This is a genomic window from Humibacter ginsengisoli (genome assembly GCF_054780095.1).
In genome coordinates this window covers 102925-129365 of record NZ_BAAGWZ010000012.1, presented here as the reverse complement: position 1 = coordinate 129365, position 26441 = coordinate 102925, and the positions used below count along the sequence as shown (strand labels likewise).

Sequence of the window (26441 nt, the reverse complement as noted above, 5' to 3'; positions counted from 1 at the left end):
GATGACCCCATGACCGTCGCCATCATCGGGCCCGGAACCATCGGCGCCGCCCACGCGGCCGCCTGGCGCGAGGTGGGTGCCGAGGTGTCGTACCTCGTCTCGCGCCGGGCGGATGCCTCGCTGCAGGACGCCCCGGACGCCCGCACCGTGACCGACCTCGAGGTCGTGCTCGGCGATCCGTCCGTCGACATCGTGACCATCTGCACGCCGACCCCCACGCACCGGGAGTTCGCCGTGGCATCCCTGCGAGCCGGCAGGAACGTGCTGCTGGAGAAGCCGATGGCGCTCGCCGTGGACGACGCGGACGCGATCGTCAAGGCGGCACGAGACTCCGCTGGCGTGCTCATGGTCGGACACGTCGTGCGGTTCTTCGACGCCTACGTGCGCGTACGTGAGCTCGTCGAAGCGGGTGCGGTGGGGCATCCGTTCCATGTGCGGGCGGAGCGGATGATCGCTCCGCCGAACACCCCGTGGTGGTTCGACGAGGAGCAGTCCGGAGGTGTCGCGGTCGACCTCGGCATACACGACCTCGACCAGGCCAACCTGTTGCTCGGGCAGCCGATCGGCGTCAGGGCGGCTGCGACGCACCCGCTCGGCCCCGTGGAGACGACGGTGCGATACGACGACGGCGCGCTCGCCCAGGTGATGAGCCACGCACGGATGCCCGCGGCCACCTCGTTCGCGACCGCCCTGCAAGTAACCGGGGACGCCGGTGTCATCACGACTCGTTTCATCGGCGGAGAGCGACCCACGGAGGAGTTCACCGTGCGGGGGTCGGTCGATGCGGAACATATCGAGCCGGTCCGACCGCTCAACCCCTACGCGAGGCAGGCGGCGCACTTTCTGGAGTGCGTGGCATCCGGAACCCCGTCGACCATCGCGCCGGTCGAGGACGCCATCGTCGCACTCCGCACCGCGCTCGCCGCCCGCGACTCCTTGCGCGCCGGCGGTGCTTGGATGCCGGTCAGCTGAGCTGGTCCTGCTTCGCCTTCACCGGGATCATCACGGCCAGTCCGATGGCGAGCACGAGCACGATGCCGAGGATGCCCCAGTACTGCTTGCCGCCCATGGTGACGAAGAGGCCGAACGCCAGCGGTGCGATGAAGGTAGCGGCCCGGCCGGTCGTGGCATACAGGCCGTAGACCTCGCCCTCGCGGCCAGGCGGGATGAGGCGGCCGAGGAACGTGCGGCTGGCCGACTGCGCCGGCCCGACGAAGAGGCACAGGGCGAGGCCGAGCGTCCAGAACACGATCTGGCCGCCGCCGTGCAGCACGAAGACGAGCGAGCCGCAGACGACGAGTCCGATGAGGGATGTCAGGATGACCGGCTTCGGTCCGAGCAGGTCGTCGAGCGTGCCGACCGCGATGGTGGCGATGCCGGCGACGACGTTCGCGGCGATCGCGAAGATGATGACCTCGCCGGAGGAGAAGCCGAACGATCCGGCTGCGAGCACGCCGCCGAACGTGAAGACGCCGGTGAGGCCGTCGCGGAAGATCGCGCTGGCGAGCAGGAAGTAGACGGTGTGGCGGCTGGTCTTCCAGAGGCGGGCGATGTCTCGGCCGAGCACCGCGTAGGAGCGGAAGAAGCCGACGCGCGGTCGTCCGAAGTCGGCGAGCGCGCGGTTCTCCGGAACGGCGAACAGCACGGGAAGCGCGAATACCGCGAACCAGAGCGCCGCGATGAGCATCGAGACACGAACCGACAGACCGTTCGCGCTGGTCACCCCGAACAGGCCGACACTCGGGTGGATGAAGCCGAAATAGACGATCAAGAGCAGCGCGATGCCGCCCACGTACCCCATGCCCCAGCCCAGGCCGCTCACCTTGCCGATGGTCTTCGGTGTGGAGATCTGGCGGAGCATCCCGTTGTAGTTGACGCCGGCGATCTCGAAGAACACGGTGCCGATCGCGAGCAGCGCGAGGCCGAGCCACACATACGCGGGTGCGGCCTGCACGAAGAACATCAGCGCGAGGCAGACCACGACGACGCCGGTGTTCACCCCGAGCCAGAGCTTGCGCCGGCCGGAAGTGTCGGTGCGCTGCCCGAGCACTGGGGCGAGCAGCAGCACGATGATGCCGGCCGCCGTGATGGTCCAGCTGAGCAGCTGCGAGAGCTGGGTGTTGTCGCCGAACGACTTGCTCGTCAGGTAGACCGTGAACACGAACGTCGTGGCGACGGCGTTGAAGGCGGAGGATCCCCAGTCCCATGCACCCCAGGCGAGTACCCGGCCGAAGCCGGTGCGCGTGGGGAGGATCGGCGCGCCGTCGGGTGGGATGACAGGGGATGCCGCATCTCTGCCGGCGCCGGCCACGTCGCTCATGCGCACACCCTACTGGCGACTGAGGCGAGAGCAATGCGAGCTTGCTCGCATTGCCGAGCCGATGGAGTCAGTTGAGCGGCGTCAGGCGCGATCATGGCATGGCAGAGGCCGGCGAGCGACTGGGTGGGCGCGGAGCGTCGACGCCCCGGGAATCGTGGACGCCTTTGATCGCTTTACCGCGCGGCAACGGTTCACGGGTCCGCGGATGCGCCCGTTCGGGAAGGCTCTGCCAGCTCCGGTGCGACGGTGCGGAACCGTGCCCGAAAACAGGCATTCCTCCCGAGAACAGGCCAAATTGTCCTGTTCTCGGGAGGAATGCGGTTTCCTGCCTGTTTTCGGGGGGAGGGGCGAGAGAGGAACGCGTGTGGCCGCCGACGGCGGCCACACGGCATCCGGCTCACGCTACCTCAGGCGTCGTTCTCCTTCAGCCAGGCCAGCGACTGCGCGATCCCCTCGAAGACGTCGCCGCGGTAGGCGTCGAACTCCACGACACGCAGCGCGTTCGGTGCGGCCTGCAGGATGGCTCGCACGTCGACATCTCCCTGGCCGGCCGGCGTCTGGTTCTCGAACGCGGCCTTCAGCGCCTCGGGCACGATCAGCGCGCTCTCACTGCTGGGCAGCACGTTCTTGATGTCGTCGTCGATCTTGCCGTCCTTGATGTGCAGCGCCCGCACCCGGTCGCCGAGCGAACGCAGCACCGCGGGGGCGTCCGCACCGCCGACCGTCGCCCAGAACGTGTCGACCTCGAGCACCGTGTCCGGACCGAGCAACTCGACGAACAGGTCGTAGACGGGACGCGCATCGACCTTGTTCGTGAACTCCCACTGGTGGTTGTGGTAGCCGAACTCGAGCCCCCGCGACGTGGCCTCGGCGGTCAGCTCGTTGACCCGGTCCGCGAGGCGGTGCACGTCATCGGATGTCTGCCACCGGTCGGTCGGGATGAACGGGTCGATAACCGTGTTCATGCCGAGCTCGGCGGCGGCGTCGAAGATCGAGCCGGGAGCATCCGAATCGATGACGGGCGCGTGACCGGACGGCGCCGTCACCCCGGATGCCGCGAAAGCACGCTTGTAGTCGGCCGTGCGCAGGTGGAACGCGTACGGCTCGACCTGGCGGAAGCCGATCTCGGCAACGCGAGCGACGGCGGCGTCGAGATCGGCGTCGATGGCGTCGCGCACCGAGTACAGCTGAACGGAGGGGTTGGACATGAAGGGCTCCTTTGTGGTGGTTGGCGGTTCTTGCAGAACAGCAGAACGCGGCGAGAACAGCAACTTTGCCGCTGTTCTCGCCGCGAGAGCGCGGGCTGTAATGCTTCATGGGACGTACCCCATTTCGGGGCATCGGCGCACGTGCATACAGACCTAGACTCGGCTCATGATCGGCTGGGCGCGGGCGACCGGCGTTCTGGCCATGGCAGCGGTGGCGGTCGCGGGCATCCTGATGGCGCCGCCGGCCGGCAAGCAGCTGGTCGACGACGGTCTGCAGGCGCTGTGGAGCATGTCGCCGAAGCAGGCGCAGGCGTATCTGCTGAAGAACCCGGCGATCGGGGTCGACCTTGCCAACGCCGACGGGCGATACGTCGACGACCTGTGGAACAAGGCGTCAGCGAAGGAGCGCAAGGCTGCGCTCAGGAACGCGCCGCAACTGATCGGCAACCTCGAGGGCGTCGACTACACGGACCGCGACAAGGCGAACCGCATCTACCTCGCCAAGTCACTGAAGTCGACGACGAAGCGGGTGGCATCCGCTCCGCAGGATGAGACGGCGCAGTTCCGGCTGCGCGCCCTGAAGGCCGTGAAGGCGACACTCAGCGGTGCGCGGAACCCTCGCCGTTACCTCGTCGAACTGACTCCAGCGGCACGCCCGCTCGCGGCGGTGGCGGTCGGCAACCCCGACACCGCGATGCAGGTCACGTTCGACGTGCCGGGCATGGGCACGTACGCCGACGACATGCAGCTCTGGACGCAGGCCGCGCAGAACGTCTACGACGAGCAGGGCAAGGCCGGTGCACCGGCGAATCGTTCCGTGATCGCGTGGATCGGCTACGTGACCCCGCCACCGGGCATCGACGCGGCACTCGGCGCGTATGCCGCACGTGGGGCGCCGCATCTGGTGGCCGCGCTGCGCGGCTTCAAGGTCAGCCGCGACGGTGCGGTGGGCGTCGACCTCAGCGTCATCGCGCATTCCTACGGCACGACGACGGCGGCGAACGCTCTGGCATCCGCCCGGCTCGGCGTCTTCGCGTTCGTGATGCTCGGCTCCGCGGGCATCGAGGAGAACATCAGGGATGCCCGTGCCCTGCACTGCGAGTACGTGTACGCCGGCGAGGCGACCGGCGACACCCAGGCCCAGTGGGGACGGTTGACGCGGAGGGATCCACGGGCGCCGTCCTTCGGGGCGACGATTCTGCACGTGGAGGGATCCAGCGGCAAACTGCCGGTCACCGCCCACGAACCGATCAAGCACTCGAACTGGAACAACGACCCCACCTCGGCCGCCTACGCCAACCTGACCAACATGAACGAGCTGGCCAAGAAGTACAGCGAGCACGTGACCACGTTCGGATACCTGGATGCCGGCACCGAGTCGCTCGCGAACGCCGCGACCGCGACGACGCGGTATCCCTCTCGCGGGCTGCTCTAGCGCGGCCGCGCCTGCCCTGACGGGTGGGCCGCGAATTGTGCACCCGTCATGCAGCTGGATGCGCGAAAAGCGTCACCAATTCCCGGGCGCGCGACTCCCGAGGGCGGACCCAGCCGCATCCAGCGCCTGCCTCATGCGCTCGCCGAGACCGTCGGCAGAGAGCGCCGGCAGGTCGTCGACCGGGAACCAGCGCACGTCCTCAGCTCTCGTCGCTGACCACGACAGGAGCTGCCGGATCGACGACGGCCACGAACCCGATGTCCCAGTGCGCGGAGCACGCGAAACCGCTGCCGAGCTCATGCCGGTGCAGGTCGACGATCGCCTCGGTCAGCAGCTCGAGCTCCTGGATGCCCGACTCCTCCCGTGCCTCCCGCACTGCCACGTCTGCGATCGAGTCGTCCTGCGGCTCGACGTGGCCGCCGAACTGCACCCAGAAGCCGCCCTTACGGTGAAAGCACAGCAGCGTGCGCTCGAGATCTGGCGAGAACACGAAGCACGACGCGGTCACGTGCTCAGGGCCGCCCTCGCGTCGGAGTGCCGCGTCGCCGTTCACCCCCACGAATCGCAGGTATGCCTCTCGCGCATCCGACGCTTCGAGCGCGGTGAGGCGGTCGAGGAGATCGTCGTGGGTCACGCCCCCCATTGTCTCAGGCGCCTGCGACGAGCGGCTGGCACGCCGTCCGGCGGTCGCACGCGTCAGACGATGAGCGGTCGCCGAGCAGCGGGATCCTTGTCAGCCGGTTCACGCGCCGCCGTGGCCGAGTGGACTGGAGGGATGTCCGCACGGCGCAAGCTCCTGTCACTGGCACCCCTGGCCGTCGTCGCTGCAGTTGTCATGCAGCGGATGAGCCGAAATCGGAATAGACGGCAGTCGGCGGAAGTTGATACAAGTGCGCTCAACTTTTCGGAACTCAGCTTGACACGACATCCAGCTCTGACATAAGTTGAGCCTGCGAGACTCAACTCTCGTGTATCGGTTCGCCATGATCGGCTCGGCAACGCCGAACGACAGGACGGTACCGGCGCGAACGAGGATCGCTCCACTGGCTTCGGTCGCGAGCGCAGAAGGCGCTTAGACCACAAGGGTGCACGTCGTGTGCGCCCGAGGAAGGGAAACACAACACATGTCACGTGCAGTAGGTATCGACCTCGGAACGACGAACTCCGTCGTCTCCGTGCTCGAGGGCGGCGAGCCCGTCGTCATCGCCAACGCGGAGGGATTCCGCACCACCCCGTCGGTGGTGGCATTCACCAAAGACGGCGAGGTGCTGGTCGGCGAGACCGCCAAGCGCCAGGCCGTCACCAACGTCGACCGCACGATCACGTCGGTCAAGCGTCACATGGGCACCGACTGGAAGAAGGAGATCGACGGCAAGAACTACACGCCGCAGGAGATCTCCGCGCGCATTCTGCAGAAGCTGAAGCGCGACGCCGAGCAGTACCTCGGCGACTCGGTCTCGGATGCCGTCATCACCGTTCCCGCGTACTTCAACGACGCCGAGCGCCAGGCCACGAAGGAGGCCGGTGAGATCGCGGGCCTCAACGTGCTGCGCATCATCAACGAGCCGACCGCTGCCGCGCTGGCGTACGGCCTCGACAAGGGCAAGGAAGACGAGCTCATCCTCGTCTTCGACCTCGGTGGCGGAACATTCGACGTGTCGCTGCTCGAGGTGGGCAAGGACGACGACTTCTCCACGATCCAGGTTCGTTCCACGGCGGGTGACAACCGCCTCGGTGGTGACGACTGGGACCAGCGCGTCGTCGACTGGCTGATCAAGAAGTTCAAGGACACCACCGGCGTGGATGTCTCCGGCGACAAGATCGCGCTGCAGCGCCTCAAGGAGGCCGCGGAGCAGGCGAAGAAGGAGCTCTCCAGCTCGATGTCGACGAGCATCCAGCTCCCCTACCTGTCGCTGACGGAGAACGGACCGGCGAACCTCGACGAGACCCTCACCCGGGCCCAGTTCGAGCAGATGACCTCCGACCTTCTGGACCGCACTAAGAAGCCGTTCCAGGATGTCATCAAGGAGGCCGGCATCAAGGTCTCCGACATCGCGCACGTGGTGCTGGTCGGCGGATCGACCCGCATGCCCGCCGTGTCGGATCTCGTGAAGCAGGAGACCGGCGGCAAGGAGCCCAACAAGGGCGTCAACCCCGATGAGGTTGTCGCCGTCGGTGCCGCATTGCAGGCCGGCGTGCTGAAGGGCGAGCGCAAGGACGTTCTGCTCATCGACGTCACCCCGCTGAGCCTCGGCATTGAGACCAAGGGCGGCATCATGACGAAGCTGATCGAGCGCAACACGGCCATTCCGACCAAGCGCAGCGAGACGTTCACGACCGCCGACGACAACCAGCCCTCGGTCGCGATCCAGGTGTTCCAGGGCGAGCGCGAGTTCACCCGCGACAACAAGCCGCTGGGCACGTTCGAGCTGACCGGCATCGCGCCGGCGCCGCGGGGCATCCCGCAGGTCGAGGTCACCTTCGACATCGACGCGAACGGAATCGTTCACGTGTCCGCGAAGGACAAGGGCACCGGCAAGGAGCAGTCGATGACGATCACCGGTGGCTCCTCGCTGCCGAAGGACGACATCGAGCGCATGGTGCGCGAGGCCGAGGAGCACGCCGCAGAAGACAAGAAGCGTCGCGAGTCCGCCGAGGTGCGCAACAGCGCCGAGCAGATGGTCTACTCCATCGAGAAGCTCATCAAGGACAACGACGACAAGCTGCCGGCGGACGTGAAGACCGACGTGCAGGGCGACGTGGATGCCCTCAAGTCCGCTCTCGCAGGTGACGACGACGACGCGGTGAAGGCCGCGCACGACAAGCTCATCGCGAGCCAGCAGAAGCTGGGCGAGGCGATCTACCAGTCCGCTCAGGCGCAGGGCGAGCAGGGCGACCCGAACGTGGCCGACCCGGGCAACGGCGAAGTGCCGAACCCCGAGGAGGACGTGGTCGACGCCGAGGTCGTGGACGACGAGGACGAGAAGAAGTAGTCATGGCGAAGAACGACGAATCAAACGAGCACGAGGAGCCGGTCGTCCGCGACAAGCGACGCATCGACCCCGAGACGGGCGAGGTTCGTCGGCCGGACGGCGACGCGGCGGAGTCGAAGGACTCCGCCGCGCGGCCCGGATCTGGTGACTCCGATCCCGATCTCGAGCACGAGCAGGTGGTCGACACCGGCGAGGGCTATGAGGGTCCGGATGTCGAGACATCCCTCTCCGACGCGGATCTCGACTTCTTGTCGGGCCAGTCCAGCGCCGAGCAACTGGCCGCCGAGCGGCTCGCCGACCTGCAGCGGGTGACAGCCGAGTACGCGAACTACCGCAAGCGCACCGAGGCCAACCGAGAGGTCGAGCGGGAACGAGCCGTCGCTGACGCGGCGAAGGCGATCCTGCCCGTGCTCGACGACATCGACCGTGCCGAGAAGCACGGCGATCTCGAGGGCGAGACGGCATTCGCGACGATCGCGGGCAAGCTGCGCGCTGCGGCTTCCGAGAAGCTAGGGCTGCAGCCGTTCGGTGCCGCGGGCGAGGCGTTCGACCACAACGTGCACGAGGCGATCTTCCAGCAGCCGTCGCCCGATGTGACCGAGCCGACCGTCCTCGACGTCGTCGAGGTGGGTTACACGCTCGGCTCTACGCTGGTGCGGGCGGCCAAGGTGGTCGTCGCGGTCCCGCAGTAGCGTCCGCATTCCATTCAGGTCGCAGTTTTCGTCGCTTTCGAGCCCACATGATGACGAAAACTGCGACCTGAAACGATGACACGCCGCCGTTCACAACCGAACACGCAAGAACAGAACACACAGAAAGGAGGTGCCGGGTGGCCAGTCAGGACTGGTTCGACAAGGACTTCTACAAGGTGCTCGGCGTCTCCAAAGACGTTTCGCAGTCCGAGCTGAAGAAGACCTACCGCAAGCTCGCGCGCCAGTACCACCCGGACTCCAACCCGGGCGACGCCAAGGCCGAGGCGAAGTTCAAGGAGATCAGCGAGGCGTACTCCGTGCTCTCCGACGACGAGCAGCGCAAGGAGTACGACCAGATTCGGGCCATGGGCTCCGGTGCCCGGTTCACGGCACCCGGCGGAGGCGCGAACGCCGGTGGATTCGAGGATGTCTTCGGCGGCATGTTCGGCCAGGGCGGCCGTGGGCAGTCCTACACATTCCAGCAGGGCGGCGCCGGCTACGACGACCTGCTTGGCGGCCTCTTCGGCAACGGGCGCTTCGGCCAGTCGACGGGCGGATTCCGGGGCTACGGCGGCCCAACCCGTGGACAGGATGTCTCGGCATCCACCACCATCGACTTCCAGACCGCTGTCACCGGCGAGACCGTGCACCTGACCGTGGACGGCGAGACCGTGAAGGTGCGCATTCCGGCAGGGGTGAGCGACAAGCAGCGCATCCGTGTGCCAGGTAAGGGACGTCCTTCCCCGGATGGCGGCGAACGCGGCGATCTCTACCTCACCGTTACGGTGCGCAGGCATCCGGTGTTCGAACGCGAGGGTCTGAACCTGCGCGTCATGGTGCCGGTGACGTTCGCGGAGGCGACGCTCGGCGCCACGATCGAGGTTCCGACGCTCGACGGTGGAACGGTACGGCTCAAGGTGGCGCCCGGAACGCCGAGCGGCAGGGTGCTGCGCGTGAAGGGCAGAGGCGTCGCCTCCAAGAAGGCGACGGGCGACCTGCTCGCAGAGGTGCAGGTGGTCGTGCCATCGCACCTGAGCAAGCAGGGTGAGGATGCGCTGAAAGCGTTCGACGCCACGCTGCCCGACGAGAATCCGCGCGAGGAGCTGCTCGCGAAGGCGCGCGCAGCGGCGCGGTGACCTCGAGTCGACACCGCCGGTCGAGCGCGTCGAAACCAGCGAATGCGGAAGACTTCTGAAGAGAGCGGAGGTGAGCGGTGATGGTCGAGTTGGATGAGACGACGCCCGTCTTCGCGATCACCGCGGCCGCCGAGCTGGCCGGCATGCATCCACAGACGCTGAGGCAATACGACCGGCTCGGACTGGTGAGCCCGCGCCGCACGGCCGGGCGGTCGCGTCGCTACTCGATGCGCGATGTGGTGCAGCTACGGGAGGTTGCACGACTCGGTTCGGAGGGCGTCAGCCTGGAGGGCATTCGGCGCATCCTCGAGCTCGAGAACCAGGTGAACCGGCTCGGCGCACGGGTGCGCGAGCTGGAGACCGCGCTCGCCGACGAGATGCTGAACCGGCCAGGTCGCCGGGTGTTCGCCGCCGGCTCCGAGGGCGAGGTCGTCTCGCTGCGCGCCGGAACCCGGGTGCGGCGCAGCAACCAGGTGGTCGTCTGGCGGCCGCTCGACCGGTGATGACAGCGTGCAGTGCGTGCAAAAGCTTCGAGTCGTAGCGTCGATGTCATGACACGGACGCCCGTCGCTGCCGTGGCGCTGGGCGTGAGCGCCGCAGCAGTCGTGCTCGGCGTCGCCGCACTCGTGGTCGCTACGACTTTTTCGGCGAATTTGCGCAGTCATCCGATCGTCGCTGACCAGCCGGCCGATGCCACCACCGTCGTCGCCATCGGCGACTCGATCATGGACGGGAACGGGCTGGATCCCGATCAGGCCTGGCCGAAGGTGATCGCCGGCTACAACGGCTGGCACCTGGTCAACCTCGCGACCAACGGGGCGGGCTTCGTCGCCAAGGGCAACAACGGCTCGATCTTCGCCGACCAGGTGAAGGAGGCCGTTCAGCTCGACCCGTCGATGGTGATCATCTCGGGCAGCAGCAATGACCTCGGCGTGCCCGAGTCTGATGTGCAGGCGTCGATGATCAGCGCCATGAACATGCTGCGGCACGATCTTCCGCACACCCGCATCGTCGCCGTGAGCCCGGTGTGGAACGAGAACGAGCATCCGAAGCAGCTCGACGAGATCAACGACGACATGGAGGCCGCCGTCAAGCACGTCGGAGGTACCTACCTCGACATCGGAACGCCGCTGCTCGGAAAGCCGGGCTACATGCAGTCCGATGACGTGCATCCGACCTCCGACGGCCAGCTCGTCATCGCCGCCGCCGTCGAGGCGCGGATGCGTGCAACCCACGTCGTGTGACGAGACTTCGCACGATGCAGCGGAAACCGAAGGGTCCGCCGGAAGCGGTGTCGCTGCCTTTGCGGCTCAGGCGTCGTTTTCCGGTGGAACGCGCGACGCGTCACAGGCCATGGCGTGGAGGCCACGCTGGCCTGGCACCTCATAGGAACCTCATCGCCAGCTCTGGCCGGCGGCAACAGCTGGGTTCGTAACCTGATCGTTATGAAGTTCAAGCGGCCGATCGCGCCGGCGCTGGCCATGGCGTCCGTGGCGTTGGCCGTCGCCGGATACCTCACGGTCGGGGCCCCGGCCGCTGCGGCGACGGCGGGACGTTCAACGGCCGTCGCGATCGGGGACTCCATCATGGACGGCCACAATCTGCGGCCCGATCAGGCGTGGCCGGTGATCATCGCGCACGACGACGACTGGTCGCTCACGAACCTGTCGGCCGACGGAGACGGTTTCGTCACGGTCGGCGACGACGGGACGACCTTCCTGCAGCAGGTGCGCGAGGCGATCACGTCGCATCCGTCGATCGTGATCGTTTCGGCGAGCAGCAACGACCTGGGCGTGCCCGAACCTGAGGTGAGGTCCGCCATGGTCGAGGCCGTCGACGAGTTGCACGCGGCGCTGCCGAAGGCCGAGATCATCGGCTTCAGCGCGATCTGGAATCAGAACGACCCGCCGCCGCAGCTCGACCAGATGGGAACGGACCTGAAGGCCGCGGTGTCAGCCGTCGGCGGAACCTACCTCGATATCGGCAACCCCCTGAAAGACAGGCCCGACCTCATGCAGGGCGGCGACGTGCATCCCACCGCCGCCGGCCAGCTCGTGATCGCCGCCGCGGTGCAGTCCGCGCTGTCGAAGGCCGGGTTGGTCCAGCCCGTCGTCGACACGCAGCGGCGGTGATGAGCGCTTTTACGGGTGTGGCGGCGCGACCGACCCGCGCACCACGACCTGCGTGCCGACGATCACGTCGTTCGCCGCGTGCCGGCCGAAGGTATCCTCGTGTCGCGAGTTCCAGCAGGTCGGTTCCGGCTCAGCCAGCAGACGAGTACGCGCGGGAGATGCAGGCATTCGCCGCGATCCGGATGTCATGTTGGGTGGCCCAGTCGAGTTCGATGATCCAGGCTTGGGCGGTATCCGATCAGCGGCCGCGGTTCAGCTGGTGATGAAGTTGGCCATCATTGCCATGTCTTCGTGTTCGAGGTTGTGGCAGTGGAAGACGAATCGGCCGGCGTAGTCGTTGAATTGCACGGCGATGCGGGCTTGTTCGGCTGGTTTGAGGTCGATGGTGTCTTTCCAGCCGGCGTCGTAGGGGCCAGGACCCGTGATGCCGCGGGCGATGATCTGGAATGGGTCGAGGTGGGCGTGCACGGGGTGGTACGAGTCGGCGAAGAGTTCCCAGATCTCGAGTTGGCCGAGTTGGGGACGTGCGAGCGCGACGTCGGGGCTGAAGGGTTGCGCGTTGACGACCCAGCCCGGGCCACCTGCCTGGAATCGGAAGCTGCGAGTGATCGCCGCTCTCGATGCATCCACTGGCTGCAGGTCGGAGAGCCGGTCGGGCACGTTGTAACGGTGGCCTGAGTCGGGTCGGATGGTGAACCGCATGATGCGGCCCATCTCGCCTTCGCCGAAGTCGTTATAGAGCGTGACTTCTGTTCCCGGCCGGTACCGGCTGAAATCGATGATCGCGTCGAGTCGCTGGGCTTCGGCGAGTTCGAAATCGTCGTGGGCGAGTGGGGCGGCCAGGAGCCCGCCTTCGGTGCCGATCTGGACGATGCCGCCCTCAGGGGGCGGGTCGAGCCGCAACTTGAGGCGTCGGGCGTTGCACCCGTTCAGGATCCGTAACCGATAACTGGCACGGTCCACTGCGGCGTTGGGCCAGGGGACGCCGTTGACGAGCATGACGTCGCCGAGCACCCCCGCGATGAACGAGGTCGTCACCCCGGGCGTGTTGACCATTGTCGGGTCGGTGCTCGGGTAACGGAAGGACCCGTCGGCCTCGAAGCTGCGATCGGCGAGGAACAGCGGCAACTCGTACCGCCCGCTTGGAAGGTGCAGGGCGTCTTCCTCCTCGTCGCGGACGAGGTGGAACCCGGCAAGGCCGCGCCACACGCTCGGGCCGGTGAAGCCCATGCGGTGATCGTGGTACCACAGGGTGGCGGCGCGTTGATGCATCGGGTATGTGTAGACGCGCTGGCCGTGGCTGACATCTCCGGCGTCGTCGGATCCTATCCCCGGCATGCCCTTCATGGACCCGCCCATCGCCATCCGGTGTGCGTTCAGGTAACGCATGTCGACCGGGTAGACCAGGTCGATCGGGTAGCCGTCGCTCTCCACGGGTGTGTGCCCACCGTGTAGATGAACAACGATCGGGATCGGCAGCTCGTTGCGATGCAGCACCGTTGTGGTGCGGTCGCGACGACTGATGATCGTAGGGCCCGGGAAGATGCCATTGAATCCGAAGATCCTCGTTGTCGTACCGGGGACGATCGACACCGCGGCTTGCCGGGCGGTGATCGCGTAGTAGTCGCTGTCGGCCGTTGAATGCGTCGGCGACAACACCGGCGGCACACGCAGCGGTTGCGTGAAGGGTCGCGGTCGTCGGAGCCGGCTGACCAGGACCGCGCCGTCGGAGGACGCGCTGCTAGGACCTAACGCATAGGGCAATCCCACACCGAGCAGGACCGCTGCCCCGACGCCTCCGGCGACGCCTACACCACCGGCGAGGAAGGACCGTCGATTCAGCTCGCTCATCGCCGCGTCCACATCAGCACCGCCAGAATGACAGCGGCGAGAATGATCGTCACGCCCAACGGGATGTGGATCGCCAGGGCCTGGGAGAACCCGAGCACGATCTGAAGCGCGACCACCCCGAATAGACCCAGGTATGCCACGATCGGCCACCACGGTCCCCGACCCGGCCACCGGAAGAGGACCGCAGCAGCTGCCGCTAGGAGCACACTGATGCCGGCATACGTCGCATTCTCGCGGTGAGTGTGGAGCATCGGATACACCCCGGAGAGGAACTGACCGGCGAAGATCGCCTGATCGAACAGCATGATCGCCGCCACCATGCTCGTGACCCGGAGCACCCACCGTGGCCAAGCCGGCCCCCGGGTCGAGGACGACCGCCCGTCCAGTGCGTCACTGCTCATCGAATCCTCAATCCCCGTGATAGTTTCAGTAGAAACAGTTCCACGTGAATCTAATGCCTCTAGCGCTGCCCCGCAAGCTGCGACGATGGGAAGACGATGTCCACGCCTGACCGATTGAAGCTCGGGGTGCTACTGCGGCAAGCGCACAGCAAAGCCGCCGCCGCCCTGAATATCGCGCTCGAACCGTTGTCGTTGACCGGGAAGCACTTCGGCGTGCTGCTGCATCTGTCGCGTCGCGGCGAATCCACACATAAGGAGCTGCTAACGCTGATGGGCAGCGACAAGGCGAGTATGGCGCGAACGATCGATGCTCTCGTCGACGCTGGACTGGTCTCCCGGGAAGTTTCGCCAACCGACCGACGCGTGAACCGCCTCACCCTCACCGAAGCCGGGTACACCATCACGCAGGATGCGCTCACCCGGGCAGCAACCGTCGGACGCGACCTCTTCCACCCGTTCAGCGAACCCGAACTCGTACAACTCACCGAACTCCTGGAACGATTTGTGGACCCCTCGACCACCCTCAACCAGCCGGACGACAATTGACCGGCCAAGGTGAGGACAGAGTCACGATTGGCACCATGCCGGTCGTTGGATCCGAGCGGTGAGGTGGCCCGATCGTTCCTGAGGCGGCCCGAATGGCGCTCGTCCTCGGATCCTCCTCGACGTCGAATACCCACAGGCCGGAGGTCGCTACTTGCGAGCCGAATCGGCGTTCAGGCATCCGCCCTAATCTGGATGCATGCCTCAGAACCTCACCGAAGCTCCCGTCGACCGCGTCACGATGTACGGCGCGGCCTGGTGCGGCGACTGCCGCCGCTCGAAGGCGCTGCTCGACCGAGTCGGCGCGGACTATGAATACATCGACCTCGAGGCGCACCCGGAGCAGGCCGACAAGGCGCATGCGATCAGCGGCCGCACGAACATTCCCGTGGTCGTGTTTCCCGACGGCACGCACTTCGTGGAGCCGACCGACCCCGAGCTGCAGGCGAAGCTCGACGCGCTGACGGCGTAGCGCCCCGATTCCTCCAGCCACCCGCAAATCGCCGAGCCACCCGCAAATAGTCGCGAATATGCGGGTGGTTCGACGCTTTCCGGGTGGCTCGACGCTTTCCGGGTGACTCGGCGAGAGGGGTCAGCGCCAGAACCCGGAGAGTTCGGCGGCCCGCGCTTTGCCCTGCTCGTAGCCGGCACGAGCGGATGCCGGGCGGCGCGACACATCCATCATGTCGTCGCCGAACGCCTCGAGTGAGGCGGCATCGGGGAGGATTGTCTCGACGTGGCTGCCCGCCGCTCGCAGCTCCTCGACCTGCGCGGCCAGCTGCATCCGCCATTCCAGCGGGTGCCGCGTCCGGCCGCCGAACGGTGAGAGAACGAGTACACGTGCGTACCCGGTCGCGAGGTCGGCGTTCTCGTTCCGCCGGTAGCCGCCGTCGATGTAGAGGTCGTTGCCGATGCGGTACGGATCGCCGCTGGACGTGCTCGCGGCGACGGCATCCACCAGCTCGACGCCGCTTTCGCGGTCGAACGCGACGCCATCGCCGGTGCGAGCGTCGACCGCCGTGATGAGGATCCTTCGTTCCGGCCAACGGTCGCTGGGCAGTCGGCGGGCGACGATCTCACGCCATCGCGCAGACCACGCGCCGCCCGACGCGGCATCGAGCTCGAGCGCGGCTGCGCCCATCCTGTGGCGCATGTCGGCCGCATCCGTCGAGGCGGCGATGATGCGGTTCGTACGTTCCAAGTGGTTCACCGTCGGGCTCGTACGCGCCCCGCCCTCCGATGTGGCCTGCTGGCGCGTGCGCTGTCCCGGTGCGCTCGACTGGGGCGGGGGCGCACCCGGCCCGGGTGTGCTCGGGTGCGACCCGCGAGCGGCGGAAAGGATGTCTGCCAGCAGGTCGGCAGGGTCGGCCGCGGTGATCTGCGCGGCGGCGGTGGCACCGGCCGAGGTGCCGACGATGAGGTCGGCATCCGTCGCATCCAGTCCTTCGTCGAGGAGACCGGCGATGACGCCGATCTCCCACGCGTTGCCGGCGGCGCCGCCGCCGTGGAGCACGAGCGCGCGCTCGCGCGCACCGGAGACCGAAGAAAGTGTTGTGTTCATGGGAGTCGCCTCTCGCGATGTGCCTGTCGGGCGCTCCCGGTGGCGACTACCGGAGTCGCAGGATCGTGCGCTGGAGGGGAGCACCCTTTGCCGTTACTTCGTACATGGGTCTCACCTCCTCCGACTGAACCACGATCGTCCGGAACCGTATCACGCGATCGAGCCGCGGCCGCGCCTCGATCCGGGCCCGCGCCTCGATCCGGGCCGCTTCAAACCCGCATGTCTCAGAAGATGCTGATTCGGGGCAGCGGAGGTCGCGTGTTCTGTGACGCGAGTCTCGGCCGTGTCACAGAAGCTGCGAGTTCTGTGCCGGGAACGCACAGGTACTGAGACACGCCGAAGCGAGTTCGGCCAGCGTGGTCCTTGACGCACACCGAGCGCACGGTCCAAGGTGGGGCGCATGCGGTTCGCCGGGAATGCGGGGTCCGACCGTCCGGCACCGCCGTCGATCGATGACTGGGCCGGGTTGCTGCCGGTGCCGGTGCTGGGCCTTGTGCAGCAGGCATCCATCGAGGAATTCGGCGGCGGCAGCAACGCGCAGACCGCCAACGGCGTGACGCTCGACCGCTCCGTGCGCATCTCGTACACGCTCTGGCGGTTTCCCGAGAAGAAGGATGACCCGCGCAACCTGGCCGAGCTGACCGACGACATGCGGCGCGCGCTCGACACCCCGCCACCGCGAGCGCTTCCCGAATGGCTCGCCGAGCACAGGAGACGGATGCGGTATCCGTTCCTCTGGGATGCCGTGAGCACGGCGTGGTACTCCCCCGATTCCCGTAGACGTCCGTCGGTGAGCGAGGAACTTGTCGAACACGTCAACTACATCCTGATGAACAAGCACCCCCAGCCCGGCGACCGGAGCGCGGACGGCATTCCGCGGCCCGGGGCCGGGAGCCGCGTGCGTGAGTCGCATGTGCAGCCCGTCGACGTGACCGTGAACGGGCGCGACGTCGAGGGCGTCCACATCGATACGGATCCGTATGTCTACGCGGTCGGTGCCGATCTCGGCGATCGGTTGCTCACTGCCGTCTTCGACCGCGAACATCTCCCGCACCTGCACCTCGCATTCGCCGACCGCTGATACATGCGTCGGGCGCGTGCCTGTCTGTGCGGCCGCTTCACGCCGTGTGACGCAATGTTGCGGCGCCGGCCGACGCACACAAGTGCGTCGGCGACCATGGACGGATGCCACGCCAGATCCGTTTCAACGCCTTCGACATGAACTGCGTCGCGCACCAGACGTCCGGACTGTGGAAGCATCCGGCCGACCGTGCCGACCACTACAAAGACCTCGAGTACTGGACCGAGCTCGCAAAGCTGCTGGAGCGCGGCCGATTCGACGGCATCTTCATCGCCGACGTGCTGGGCACGTACGACGTGTACGGCGGAACGAACGAGGCGGCCATCCGCAACGGAGCACAGGTGCCGGTGAACGACCCGCTGCTGGTCATTCCTCCGATGGCATATGTCACCGAGCACCTTGGGTTCGGGGTGACCGCGGGGACCGCGTACGAGCATCCGTATCCCTTCGCGCGTCGCATGTCGACGCTCGACCACCTCACGAAGGGCCGCATCGGCTGGAACGTCGTCACCGGCTACCTGCCCTCTGCCGCCCGCAACATGGGGCACGACGACCAGGCCGAGCACGACGACCGCTACGACCACGCCGACGAGTACCTCGAGGTGCTCTACAAACTGTGGGAAGGCTCGTGGGAAGACGACGCCGTCGTGAAGGATGCCGAGAACGGCATATTCACGGACCCCGCGAAGGTGCACGAGATCGGGCACAAGGGCAAGCACTTCACCGTGCCTGGCATCCACATCGCCGAGCCGTCGCCGCAGCGCACGCCGGTCATCTACCAGGCGGGGGCGTCGTCGCGCGGCGTTCGCTTCGCCGCGGAGAACGCAGAGGCGATCTTCATCGCGGGGCCGACCAAGCAGGTCGTCGCATCCACCGTGAAGAAGATCCGGGATGCCCTCGAGGCTGCCGGTCGCGACCGGTACGCCGCGAAGATCTACACCCTGCTCACGGTCATCACCGACGAGACGGACGATAAGGCGCAGGCGAAGTACGAGGAGTACCTGAGCTACGCCAGCGAGGAGGGCGCGCTCGTCTTCATGTCGGGCTGGATGGGCATCGATCTGTCGCAGTACGCGCTCGACGAGCCGATCGGCAACGTGAAGTCGAACGCGATCCAGTCCGTGGTGGCGAGCTTCCAGGAGAACAACGAAGACGGCCGCGAGTGGACCGTCGGCGACATCGCCAGGCACAGCGCCATCGGGGGCCTCGGGCCGTTCGTCGTCGGCTCCGGTGAGACGATCGCCGACCTGCTGCAGGACTGGGTCGAGGAAACCGACGTCGACGGTTTCAACCTGGCCTACGTCGTGACCCCCGGCACGTTCGAAGACGTCGTGGAGCACGTCATCCCCGTGCTGCAGGAGCGTGGCGCGTACCCGACCGAGTACGACGAGGGCACGCTGCGCAACAAGCTGCACGGCGCGGGTGACCGGGTGCCCGACGACCACCGCGCCGCGAAGTACCGGGTCGGAGCCTTCGAGCGCACCGCCTGACGCACATCCAACCGGCCCGACCAGCACGGGAGCGACGAAACCGGTCTCGCCCGCGCATCGCACGGTCCGCTCGGCGGCGCCCCGCCCGTTCATAACTCCTGCAAGTTCACTCGCGGACCGGGCGGTCGAGCCGTACTTGCCGGGAAGGGCCGGTGCGCACCGACGAGATTGCAGGAGTTATGAACTCGGCCGCCCCTACGCTGAGTGGATGGCCGAGTTCGAGTGGGGGCGGCTGCGCCGCTGGCCCGACACAGAGGCCGACAACCTGTTTGCCTCGGATGCCGCGGATCGGTTGATCCTCGACACTGCGGCATCCGCGCTCGGCCAGGTGCAGCCCGACGAGGTTGTTGTCGTCGGCGACACGTACGGCGCGCTCACGCTCGCGGCAGCCGACCGGATGAGCGGTGCCGCGGGTGGGCGCATCCGGGTGCACCAGGATGCGCTCGTGTCCGAACGCGCCCTCGCCGCGAACGCCGAACGGCTCGGCCTCCAGAGCTGTTACAAGGCCTGCGACCTCGACCCCGAGCTGGCCCGCGGTGCACGAGCGGTGCTGCTCCGTCTGCCGAAGAGTCTCGACGAGCTCGACGAGGTGGCCGGGATGCTCGCGGCCCACGCCGACCCCGGTGTCACGGTCTTCGCCGGCGGCATGCAGAAGCACCTCACGCCCGCGATGAACGACGTGCTCGCCCGGCACTTCAGTCGCATCGACGTCGGTCTCGGGCGGCAGAAGGCCAGGGTGCTCACGATCACCAGGCCCCGACCGGCGCCGAACACCGCGGCCGAGTGGCCGCACCGCGAGTTCCACGCCGACATCGCACCGGGACTGTGGGTGTGCGCACACGGCGGCGCGTTCGCGGGCACGCGCATCGATATCGGGACCCGTTTCCTGTTCGAGCACCTCGACGAGGCCGTTCCCGCCGCAGGGTCCGCGGTCGACCTCGCGTGCGGAACCGGCTCGCTCGCAACAGCTCTCGCGCTGAGGCGACCGGCGGTGCGCGTGATCGCAAGCGACCAGTCCGCCGTGGCCGTGGCATCCGCTCGGGAAACCGCCGAGGCGAACGGCGTCGGCGACCGGGTCGAGGTGCGGCGCGAAGACGCAGGGGAAGGCATCCCCGACGGCTGGGCAGACCTCGTACTGCTGAATCCGCCGTTCCACAACGGCGCAGCCCTCGATCTACGGGTCGGGCGGACGCTCGTTGCCGCAGCGGCGCGCATCCTCGCCCCCGGCGGCGAGCTCTGGACCGTGTACAACTCGCACCTGGACTACCGCTCGGCGCTGCGCAAGCTCGTGGGCCCGACGCGGCAGGTGGACCGCAACCGCAAGTTCACGATTACGGCGTCGACCCGCGCGTGAACGCGCCGTCAGCGCCGCCTCCCTGTCCATAGCTCAGGACGTTCGCGCAACGGCGGGAGCCGATGCACGTGACTCGCCGCGCTGCGGACCATTCGACTCCTGAGTCATGAACCTGAACGGGCGGAGAACCTCACCGTCGGGCCGATCCGCGCGTATCGTCGCTGACGTGATCCGGGGATATTCCGCCGAGCAGATCCGCGCGGCCGAGGCGCCGCATCTGGCGGCGGGCGAACCGCTCATGGCGATCGCGGCGGCGGGGCTGGCCAGGGTGATCCGCGACGAACTCGCCACGCTCGGCGTTCCGCCGGCCGAGGCGAACGTTCTGCTGCTCGTGGGCTCGGGCAACAACGGCGGCGACGCGCTGTTCGCCGGGGCCGAGCTGGCGGCATCCGGATGCCATGTGCTCGTCGCCGAACTCGGCTCGCGAACGCACGAGGCCGGGCTGGCCGCCGCGCTGAGGGCCGGTGCACGCACGGTCGATCCTGGCGATAGCGCGGTGGCCTCAGTGCTGGATGCCGCGGCCGGCGCGCATGTCATCGTGGACGGGATCCTCGGCACGGGCGCGTACCGCAGCCCGGCGCTCCGCGGCATCGCGCGCGAGGTGGTCGCCGCGCTGCAGCCGCTGGCGTCGGCGCCGGGCCACCGTGTCGTCGCGGTGGACCTGCCGAGCGGCGTCGATCCCGATACCGGCGCCGTGCCGGACGGCGTCGTGCTGCGCGCGGATGCCACGGCCACGTTCGGCGCACACAAGGCGGGCCTGCTGCGCCAGCCCGCATCGTCGTACGCCGGTCGCCTTGTGCTCGTCGACATCGGCCTGGGCCGCGACCTCGAGGCCGTCGAGCCGCTGGTGGTCATCCCGTGAGACGAACCACCCGGATGTTGCCCAGCCACCCCCGAATGTGCGCGAATAGGCGGGTGGCTCGGCATTAGCGGGGTGGCTCGCCGCAGGCGCCGCCGCAAAGCCGGAACCGAGCCCAACGCAGAAGCTGAGGAGAGACATGCCCACACCGCACATAGCAGCCGCATCCGGCGAGATCGCGCCGCTCGTGCTGATGCCCGGCGACCCTCGTCGCGGCCGTCGCATCGCCGAGGAGTTCTTCGACGAGCCGCGCCTCGTCACCGACGTGCGCTCGATCGAGGGCTGGACTGGCAGCATCCGCGGGCGTGCTGTCACCGTGCTCGCTTCGGGCATGGGAATCCCGTCGATGAGCATCTACGCCACAGAACTGTTCCGCTTCTACGACGTACAGCGCATCGTGCGCGTCGGCACGACCGGCGGCCTGGCCGAGGGGCAGGCACTCGGCGAACTGGTGATCGCCTCCTCGGCGCACACCGACTCGGCACTGCCGGGCCTGCAGATGCCGGGCGTCAGCCTCAGCCACGCTCCCGCCTATGGGATGCTCGAGGCCGCCGTGCAGGCAGCTCGCTCCCGTGATCTCCCGCACCGCGTTGGCGCCGTGCTGAGCTCCGATACGTTCTACGGCAGCTCGCCGGAGAAGGTTGCGGCGCTCGCCGCCCGCGGAACGCTGGGTATCGAGATGGAGTCCGCGGGACTGTACGCGATCGCTGCATTGGAAAAGCGGGAGGCGCTCACGGTGCTGACCGTCAGTGATCACATCCTGCGGGGAGAAGAGCTCAGCTCGGCCGACCGCGAGACGCGATACGCGCCGATGGTGGACGTCGCGATCGAGGCGCTGTTCTCCTAACACCGCCTCTTGCCGCACAGCACGTGCTCGGATAATCTGTTCACAGATCATCCGAGCACGTGCAATAACCGTACAGCATGAGGAGCCACCATGTGGAGCACCGAATACACCGCGCACACGCCGCTGTCGGCCGCGGAGGTGTGGGCCGCTTTGCGCGCCCTGCACGAGGGGCGACTGACGTACGAGGGATGCGACGAGTTCGTCCTGCACGGACCGTTCGCGGTCGGCACCCGGGTCTCCGTCACGCCTGAGGGGCAGGAGACCTTCGACTCGACCATCGTCGACCTTGTCGAGGGCTCGACGTATGCCGACGAGACGGTATTCGACGACCTCGTCCTGCGCTTCCGGCACACGCTCGTCCCGGACGGCGAGGGAACGAACGTGACGCACCGGCTCGAGATCGACGGGCCATCCGCCGATGAAGTCGGGCCCGAGCTCGGACCGCAGATCTCCGGTGACTTCCCGGAGTCGATGCAGCGACTGCTCGAGGCCGCGGCCGTCGGCGAGTACGACCCCGAAGACGAGACCGAGCAGACGGATGCCTGACAGCACTCCCGCGACCGGCACCCGCTTCGCAGGCGGCCCGGCGGAGAGCCCGGGGTTCCTGCTCTGGCGCGTGACCGGCGCGTGGCAGCGAGCGATGGCATCCGCTCTCGCACCGCTCGGCCTCACGCACCCGCAGTTCGTGCTGCTCGCGTGCGCGTGGTGGTTGAGCCGAGCGGGCGAGACGCCGAACCAGGTGCGCGTGGCCGCACAGGCCGGCGTCGAGGTGAAGACCGCGTCGGAGGTTTTCGGCCGGCTGGAGGCGAAGGGCCTGCTCACGCGAGCACCCGACCCGAACGACAGCCGGGCCAAGACGATCCGGGTAACGCCCGCGGGCGAGGAGCTGGCAGCGAGGGCGGTTGCCGTCGTTGAGGATGCCGACGCAGCGTTCTTCGCGGGCGTCGAGACCGAGCGCGTCGTCTCGGTGCTGCGGGCGCTCGCAGACGGCTGACCGCCGTCGCACGGGCGTGAGAGGATGCTGCGGTGTCCGGCTCCGCGTTCCCGATCGTCGAGCCGAGCGTCATCCGCAGCTACGTCGGCGAGGCATCCTTCGCTCGTGCGAAGCCGTACGCGAGCACTGCCGTGCTCGAACTCCGCTGGAAGCTGGGCATGCTCGAGGCGACGATCGCCGGTTCCGAGCCGGAGCCGTACGGCACCTGGGTGACGCTGGTGCCGGCATCCGGTGCGCGCTACCGGCCCACGGCCAGCGGATGCTCGTGCCCCGTCACGACGCGCTGCAAGCACGTCGCCGCAGCGATGCTGGCCGCACGCGAGAGCCAGTTGCTGGCGGACGCCTCGACACCCGACGACGGCCCCGGGTGGCGATCCGCCCTGCGCTCGCTGGCCGTCGAGCCGCCCCGCGAATTCACGCCGCTCGCGCTCATCGTCGAGGTGCGTGAACGCATGCAGAAACGCACAGGCGGACGCTGGAATCGCGTCACCGAGACCGCCCACGCGGCGTCTCGCGAATCCGCCGGACGCATCGAGATCACCGTGCGCATCGGCGCGCCGGGCAAACGAGGCTGGGTCGGGGCGAAACTGAACTGGGGATCGCTGCAGTACCGCACCCACGAGCTCGGATACGACCCGGCACAGGTGCGCTGGTTCCTCGAGTTCGAGACGCTCGCGCGCGCCGCGCCCGGCCGCTACTTCCAGGTCGAGAACGGCAGGCTCGACCTCGCCGAGTTCTCCAGTCCCCTCCTCTGGCGGCTGTTAGCGGATGCCCGCGAGCGCGGCATCCCGGTCGTCGCCGGCAACAAGAACGGCTCGGTCGTGCTCGCCGAACGGGCGCACGTCGTGGTCGATGCAGCTGAACGCGACGGCGGGCTGGCGCTCGTGCCGCGCATCCTCGTCGATGGCTCCGCCGTGGAGCCATCTGCCGTGCGTGCAATCGGCGACCACGGCGTCACGGTGCTGGAGTGGCCGTCACCCGACGCCGGCGTCGAGGCGGGCCCCGTGGTCACGCTCGCGCCGACGGACCGTCCAATCTCCGGCGCCGTGCTCTCCGCGCTGCGTCGCGGCGCGATCCAGGTGCCGGCGGACGAAGTGGCGGAGTTCGAGCGCGAGGCGTATCCGCAATTGGCGCGGTCTGTGGAGGTGCGCGCAGCGGATGCGGGCATCCGGCTCCCCGAGCTCAGCCCGCCGATGCTCGTGCTCACCGTCGAGTTCCGCGCGAGGCAGACCGTGGCCCTCGGCTGGTCGTGGGAGTACAGGTTCGGCGGCGAGGTGGCCCGATTCGGGGTGGCGGCCGGGGCATCCGATCGCGGCCGGCGCGACCTCGATGCGGAGGCCGGGGTGCTCGCGGCGGTGACGGAGGCGGCTCCCATCGCTGTCGTGGACGGCCGGCTGCTCGACGACCGCACGATGTCGGGAGTGGACGCCGCCGAGTGGGTCGCCCACGTGCTTCCGGTGCTCGAGGCGCTGGCGTCTGGCGCGGCACCGGATTCGTCGGCAACCGGCCCGGACGCGTCGAGTGCAGCGGACGACCCGCCGAATGCCGAGTACCTATCCAATCCGGGTCTTCGCGTCGACATCGTGGGCGACCGCGTCGACTACCAGGAGCTGACGGACCGGCCCGAGCTGACGGTGACGACCGTGCCCACCGACCAGCGCGACTGGTTCGACCTCGGCGTACTCGTCACCGTGCAGGGCAGGCAGATCCCGTTCCTGCCGTTGTTCCGTGCGCTGGCCACGGGCAAGAAGAAGCTGCTGCTCGTCGACCACAGCTACCTCTCGCTGAACCAGCCCGTCTTCGACCGGCTCAAAGACCTCCTGGTCGAGGCGGAAGGCCTCGCGGAGTGGGAGACCGGACCGCGCATCAGCCGCTACCAGGCGTCGCTCTGGGAGGACTTCGAAGACCTCGCCGACCAGTCGCAGCCCGCGGTCGAGTGGCGGACGACGGTGGCCGGACTGCTGGCATCACCGGCCGGCGCCGCGGGTGCCGACACCGATGCGTCCTCGAGCGGCGCGGAGTCCGAGCCGGTGGTGCACCGCGCTCCCCTGCCCGCCGGGCTGAACGCCGAACTGCGTCCGTACCAGCGCGCCGGGTACGACTGGCTCGTCTTCCTCCGGGAGCACGGCCTCGGCGGAGTGCTCGCCGACGACATGGGACTGGGCAAGACGCTGCAGACGCTGGCGTTGATCCAGAGGGCTCACGAGGAGGGTGCGGATGCGCCCTTCCTCGTGGTGGCGCCCGCGTCGGTGGTCGCGAACTGGGCGAGTGAGGCGGCGAGGTTCACGCCCGGGCTGCGTGTGGCATCCGTCACCGCGACACGGCGCAAGGAGCACACCTCGCTGCAGGATGCGATCGCCGGCGCAGGCATCGTGCTCACGACGTACACCGTGTTCCGCCTGGATCACGACGAGTTCACCGCGCAGAAGTGGGCGGGTCTTGTGCTCGATGAGGCCCAGTTCGTGAAGAACCACTCGTCGCAGACCCATCGGCTCGCCACGGAGCTGGATGCCCCGTTCCGCCTTGCCGTCACCGGGACGCCTCTGGAGAACAACCTGCTCGAGCTGTGGGCGATGTTCCAGATCGTGGCGCCCGGGCTGTTTCCGTCGCGCCGCCGGTTCGTCGAGGAGTACGTGAAGCCGATCGCTGCTGCCGCGAGCCCGGTGCACGGAACCGACGAGGCACACGGCCGCGCGCGTCTGGAGCGGCTGCGGCGGCGCATCCGTCCGCTCATGCTGCGGCGCACCAAAGACGTCGTGGCGCCCGAGCTGCCCGAGAAGCAGGAGCAGGTGCTGAGCATCCCGCTCGCGCCGAAGCATCGGGCACTGTACGACACGTGGCTGCAGCGCGAACGGCAGAAGGTGCTCGGGCTGCTCGACGACCTGAACCGTCAGCGCTTCATCGTGTACCGCTCGATCACCCTGCTGCGCATGCTCGCCGTGGATGCCTCGCTCATCGATCCCGCGAACGAGGGCGTGCCCTCCACCAAGCTCGATGCGCTGCTCGACCAGCTGAGCGACGTGCTCGCCGAAGGACACCGAGCGCTGGTGTTCAGCCAGTTCACGTCGTATCTCGCGAAAGTGGCGGCGCGACTGGATGCGGCGGGCATCCGTCACTCGTATCTCGACGGGTCGACGAGGCGGCGGGCGGATGTGATCCGCGGATTCCGCGAGGGCGACGACCCGGTGTTCCTGATCAGCCTGAAAGCGGGCGGATTCGGGCTCACGCTCACCGAGGCGGACTACGTGTTCCTGCTCGACCCGTGGTGGAACCCGGCAGCGGAGGCGCAGGCCATCGACCGCACGCACCGCATCGGGCAGACGAAGCAGGTGATGGTGTACCGCATGGTGGCCTCCGACACGATCGAGGAGAAGGTGATGCGGCTCGCCCGCAAGAAGGGCGAGCTGTTCGACGCCGTGCTCGACGACGACGGCGCGTTCTCGTCTGCGTTGTCGGCCGACGACATCCGGGCCCTCCTGGAGTGAGGGGTGTGGCCGTCAGCCGGCGCGGATGCGACCGACACGGTTCGACCAGTTGACAGTTA

24 protein-coding genes are annotated in these 26441 nt (G+C 67.9%); 18 read left to right on the top strand and 6 right to left on the bottom strand.

What is annotated here, in order from left to right:
- Positions 1–9: 9 nt before the first annotated feature.
- Complete coding sequence (locus tag ACYVI5_RS17645; protein ID WP_460581394.1) at positions 10–972, top strand: Gfo/Idh/MocA family protein; 963 nt, start codon at positions 10–12, stop codon at positions 970–972.
- Here ACYVI5_RS17645 and ACYVI5_RS17640 read toward each other — a convergent pair.
- Complete coding sequence (locus ACYVI5_RS17640) at positions 965–2320, bottom strand: MFS transporter (protein WP_460535606.1); 1356 nt, start codon at positions 2318–2320, stop codon at positions 965–967. The two genes, ACYVI5_RS17645 and ACYVI5_RS17640, sit on opposite strands and share 8 nt — an antisense overlap.
- 407 nt (positions 2321–2727) lie before the next feature.
- On the bottom strand, positions 2728–3528 hold the full coding sequence (locus ACYVI5_RS17635; RefSeq protein WP_460581393.1) for a sugar phosphate isomerase/epimerase family protein: 801 nt from the start codon (positions 3526–3528) through the stop codon (positions 2728–2730).
- A 166-nt stretch (positions 3529–3694) separates the two neighbouring features.
- Here ACYVI5_RS17635 and ACYVI5_RS17630 point away from each other — a divergent pair, with 166 nt between their 5' ends.
- Positions 3695–4963 (top strand): alpha/beta hydrolase family protein, encoded by a 1269-nt coding sequence (locus tag ACYVI5_RS17630; RefSeq protein ID WP_460581392.1) that lies wholly within the window; start codon positions 3695–3697, stop codon positions 4961–4963.
- A gap of 199 nt (positions 4964–5162) precedes the next feature.
- Here the strand turns inward: ACYVI5_RS17630 and ACYVI5_RS17625 are convergent, their stop codons facing one another.
- Positions 5163–5597 carry an NUDIX hydrolase gene (locus tag ACYVI5_RS17625; protein ID WP_460581391.1) on the bottom strand — a complete coding sequence of 145 codons (435 nt, stop codon included), beginning with the start codon at positions 5595–5597 and terminating at the stop codon, positions 5163–5165.
- A 490-nt stretch (positions 5598–6087) separates the two neighbouring features.
- Here ACYVI5_RS17625 and dnaK point away from each other — a divergent pair, with 490 nt between their 5' ends.
- The 6 genes from dnaK to ACYVI5_RS17595 all read left to right on the top strand — a co-directional run bounded on the left by dnaK (position 6088) and on the right by ACYVI5_RS17595 (position 11916).
- Positions 6088–7956 (top strand): molecular chaperone DnaK, encoded by a 1869-nt coding sequence (gene dnaK, locus ACYVI5_RS17620; RefSeq protein WP_460535598.1) that lies wholly within the window; start codon positions 6088–6090, stop codon positions 7954–7956.
- A gap of 2 nt (positions 7957–7958) precedes the next feature.
- Positions 7959–8648: a nucleotide exchange factor GrpE gene (locus ACYVI5_RS17615; RefSeq protein ID WP_460581390.1), complete on the top strand. Its 690-nt coding sequence runs from the start codon at positions 7959–7961 to the stop codon at positions 8646–8648.
- Positions 8649–8785: 137 nt separating this feature from the next.
- Positions 8786–9784 carry a molecular chaperone DnaJ gene (locus tag ACYVI5_RS17610; protein ID WP_460581389.1) on the top strand — a complete coding sequence of 333 codons (999 nt, stop codon included), beginning with the start codon at positions 8786–8788 and terminating at the stop codon, positions 9782–9784.
- 80 nt (positions 9785–9864) lie between these two features.
- Positions 9865–10287 carry a heat shock protein transcriptional repressor HspR gene (locus ACYVI5_RS17605; protein WP_460535591.1) on the top strand — a complete coding sequence of 141 codons (423 nt, stop codon included), beginning with the start codon at positions 9865–9867 and terminating at the stop codon, positions 10285–10287.
- Positions 10288–10335: 48 nt separating this feature from the next.
- On the top strand, positions 10336–11028 hold the full coding sequence (locus tag ACYVI5_RS17600; protein ID WP_460581388.1) for an SGNH/GDSL hydrolase family protein: 693 nt from the start codon (positions 10336–10338) through the stop codon (positions 11026–11028).
- A 201-nt stretch (positions 11029–11229) separates the two neighbouring features.
- Complete coding sequence (locus tag ACYVI5_RS17595; RefSeq protein WP_460581387.1) at positions 11230–11916, top strand: SGNH/GDSL hydrolase family protein; 687 nt, start codon at positions 11230–11232, stop codon at positions 11914–11916.
- A gap of 252 nt (positions 11917–12168) precedes the next feature.
- Here the strand turns inward: ACYVI5_RS17595 and ACYVI5_RS17590 are convergent, their stop codons facing one another.
- Together ACYVI5_RS17590 and ACYVI5_RS17585 are read right to left on the bottom strand one after the other, a co-directional pair.
- Positions 12169–13767, bottom strand: a complete 1599-nt coding sequence (locus ACYVI5_RS17590) for a multicopper oxidase family protein (protein ID WP_460581386.1) — start codon at positions 13765–13767, stop codon at positions 12169–12171.
- Positions 13764–14168 carry a hypothetical protein gene (locus ACYVI5_RS17585; RefSeq protein WP_460581385.1) on the bottom strand — a complete coding sequence of 135 codons (405 nt, stop codon included), beginning with the start codon at positions 14166–14168 and terminating at the stop codon, positions 13764–13766. The genes ACYVI5_RS17590 and ACYVI5_RS17585 overlap by 4 nt, the downstream gene beginning before the upstream one ends.
- A 96-nt stretch (positions 14169–14264) precedes the next feature.
- On the opposite strand from ACYVI5_RS17585, the gene ACYVI5_RS17580 reads away from it, so the two are divergent.
- Both ACYVI5_RS17580 and ACYVI5_RS17575 read left to right on the top strand, forming a co-directional pair.
- Positions 14265–14714 carry a MarR family winged helix-turn-helix transcriptional regulator gene (locus ACYVI5_RS17580; protein ID WP_460581384.1) on the top strand — a complete coding sequence of 150 codons (450 nt, stop codon included), beginning with the start codon at positions 14265–14267 and terminating at the stop codon, positions 14712–14714.
- Between the two features lie 196 nt (positions 14715–14910).
- Positions 14911–15183, top strand: a complete 273-nt coding sequence (locus ACYVI5_RS17575; protein ID WP_460535564.1) for a glutaredoxin family protein — start codon at positions 14911–14913, stop codon at positions 15181–15183.
- 120 nt (positions 15184–15303) lie between these two features.
- Here the strand turns inward: ACYVI5_RS17575 and ACYVI5_RS17570 are convergent, their stop codons facing one another.
- Entirely contained in the window at positions 15304–16272 is a 969-nt protein-coding gene (locus tag ACYVI5_RS17570) for a patatin-like phospholipase family protein (protein ID WP_460581383.1), read from the bottom strand.
- A gap of 400 nt (positions 16273–16672) precedes the next feature.
- Between ACYVI5_RS17570 and ACYVI5_RS17565 the strand changes: the two genes are divergently transcribed.
- From ACYVI5_RS17565 to ACYVI5_RS17530, 8 genes are all read left to right on the top strand, one after another.
- The gene (locus ACYVI5_RS17565; RefSeq protein WP_460581382.1) at positions 16673–17353 is read left to right on the top strand and encodes an exonuclease/endonuclease/phosphatase family protein; all 681 of its coding nucleotides are present in this window, start codon (positions 16673–16675) and stop codon (positions 17351–17353) included.
- A 104-nt stretch (positions 17354–17457) separates the two neighbouring features.
- Positions 17458–18843 carry an LLM class flavin-dependent oxidoreductase gene (locus ACYVI5_RS17560; protein WP_460581381.1) on the top strand — a complete coding sequence of 462 codons (1386 nt, stop codon included), beginning with the start codon at positions 17458–17460 and terminating at the stop codon, positions 18841–18843.
- 208 nt (positions 18844–19051) lie between these two features.
- On the top strand, positions 19052–20197 hold the full coding sequence (locus tag ACYVI5_RS17555; RefSeq protein ID WP_460581380.1) for a class I SAM-dependent methyltransferase: 1146 nt from the start codon (positions 19052–19054) through the stop codon (positions 20195–20197).
- A gap of 166 nt (positions 20198–20363) precedes the next feature.
- Positions 20364–21059, top strand: a complete 696-nt coding sequence (locus tag ACYVI5_RS17550; protein ID WP_460581379.1) for an NAD(P)H-hydrate epimerase — start codon at positions 20364–20366, stop codon at positions 21057–21059.
- Between the two features lie 136 nt (positions 21060–21195).
- Positions 21196–21903: a purine-nucleoside phosphorylase gene (locus ACYVI5_RS17545; RefSeq protein WP_460581378.1), complete on the top strand. Its 708-nt coding sequence runs from the start codon at positions 21196–21198 to the stop codon at positions 21901–21903.
- Between the two features lie 90 nt (positions 21904–21993).
- A complete protein-coding gene (locus ACYVI5_RS17540) occupies positions 21994–22449 on the top strand; it encodes an SRPBCC family protein (RefSeq protein WP_460581377.1) in 456 nt (151 codons plus the stop codon).
- Positions 22442–22897, top strand: coding sequence for a MarR family winged helix-turn-helix transcriptional regulator (locus ACYVI5_RS17535; RefSeq protein ID WP_460581376.1), 456 nt, complete (start codon positions 22442–22444; stop codon positions 22895–22897). Before ACYVI5_RS17540 ends, ACYVI5_RS17535 begins: the two co-directional genes overlap by 8 nt.
- A 32-nt stretch (positions 22898–22929) precedes the next feature.
- Complete coding sequence (locus ACYVI5_RS17530; RefSeq protein ID WP_460581375.1) at positions 22930–26382, top strand: DEAD/DEAH box helicase; 3453 nt, start codon at positions 22930–22932, stop codon at positions 26380–26382.
- The last annotated feature ends 59 nt before the right edge of the window (positions 26383–26441 follow it).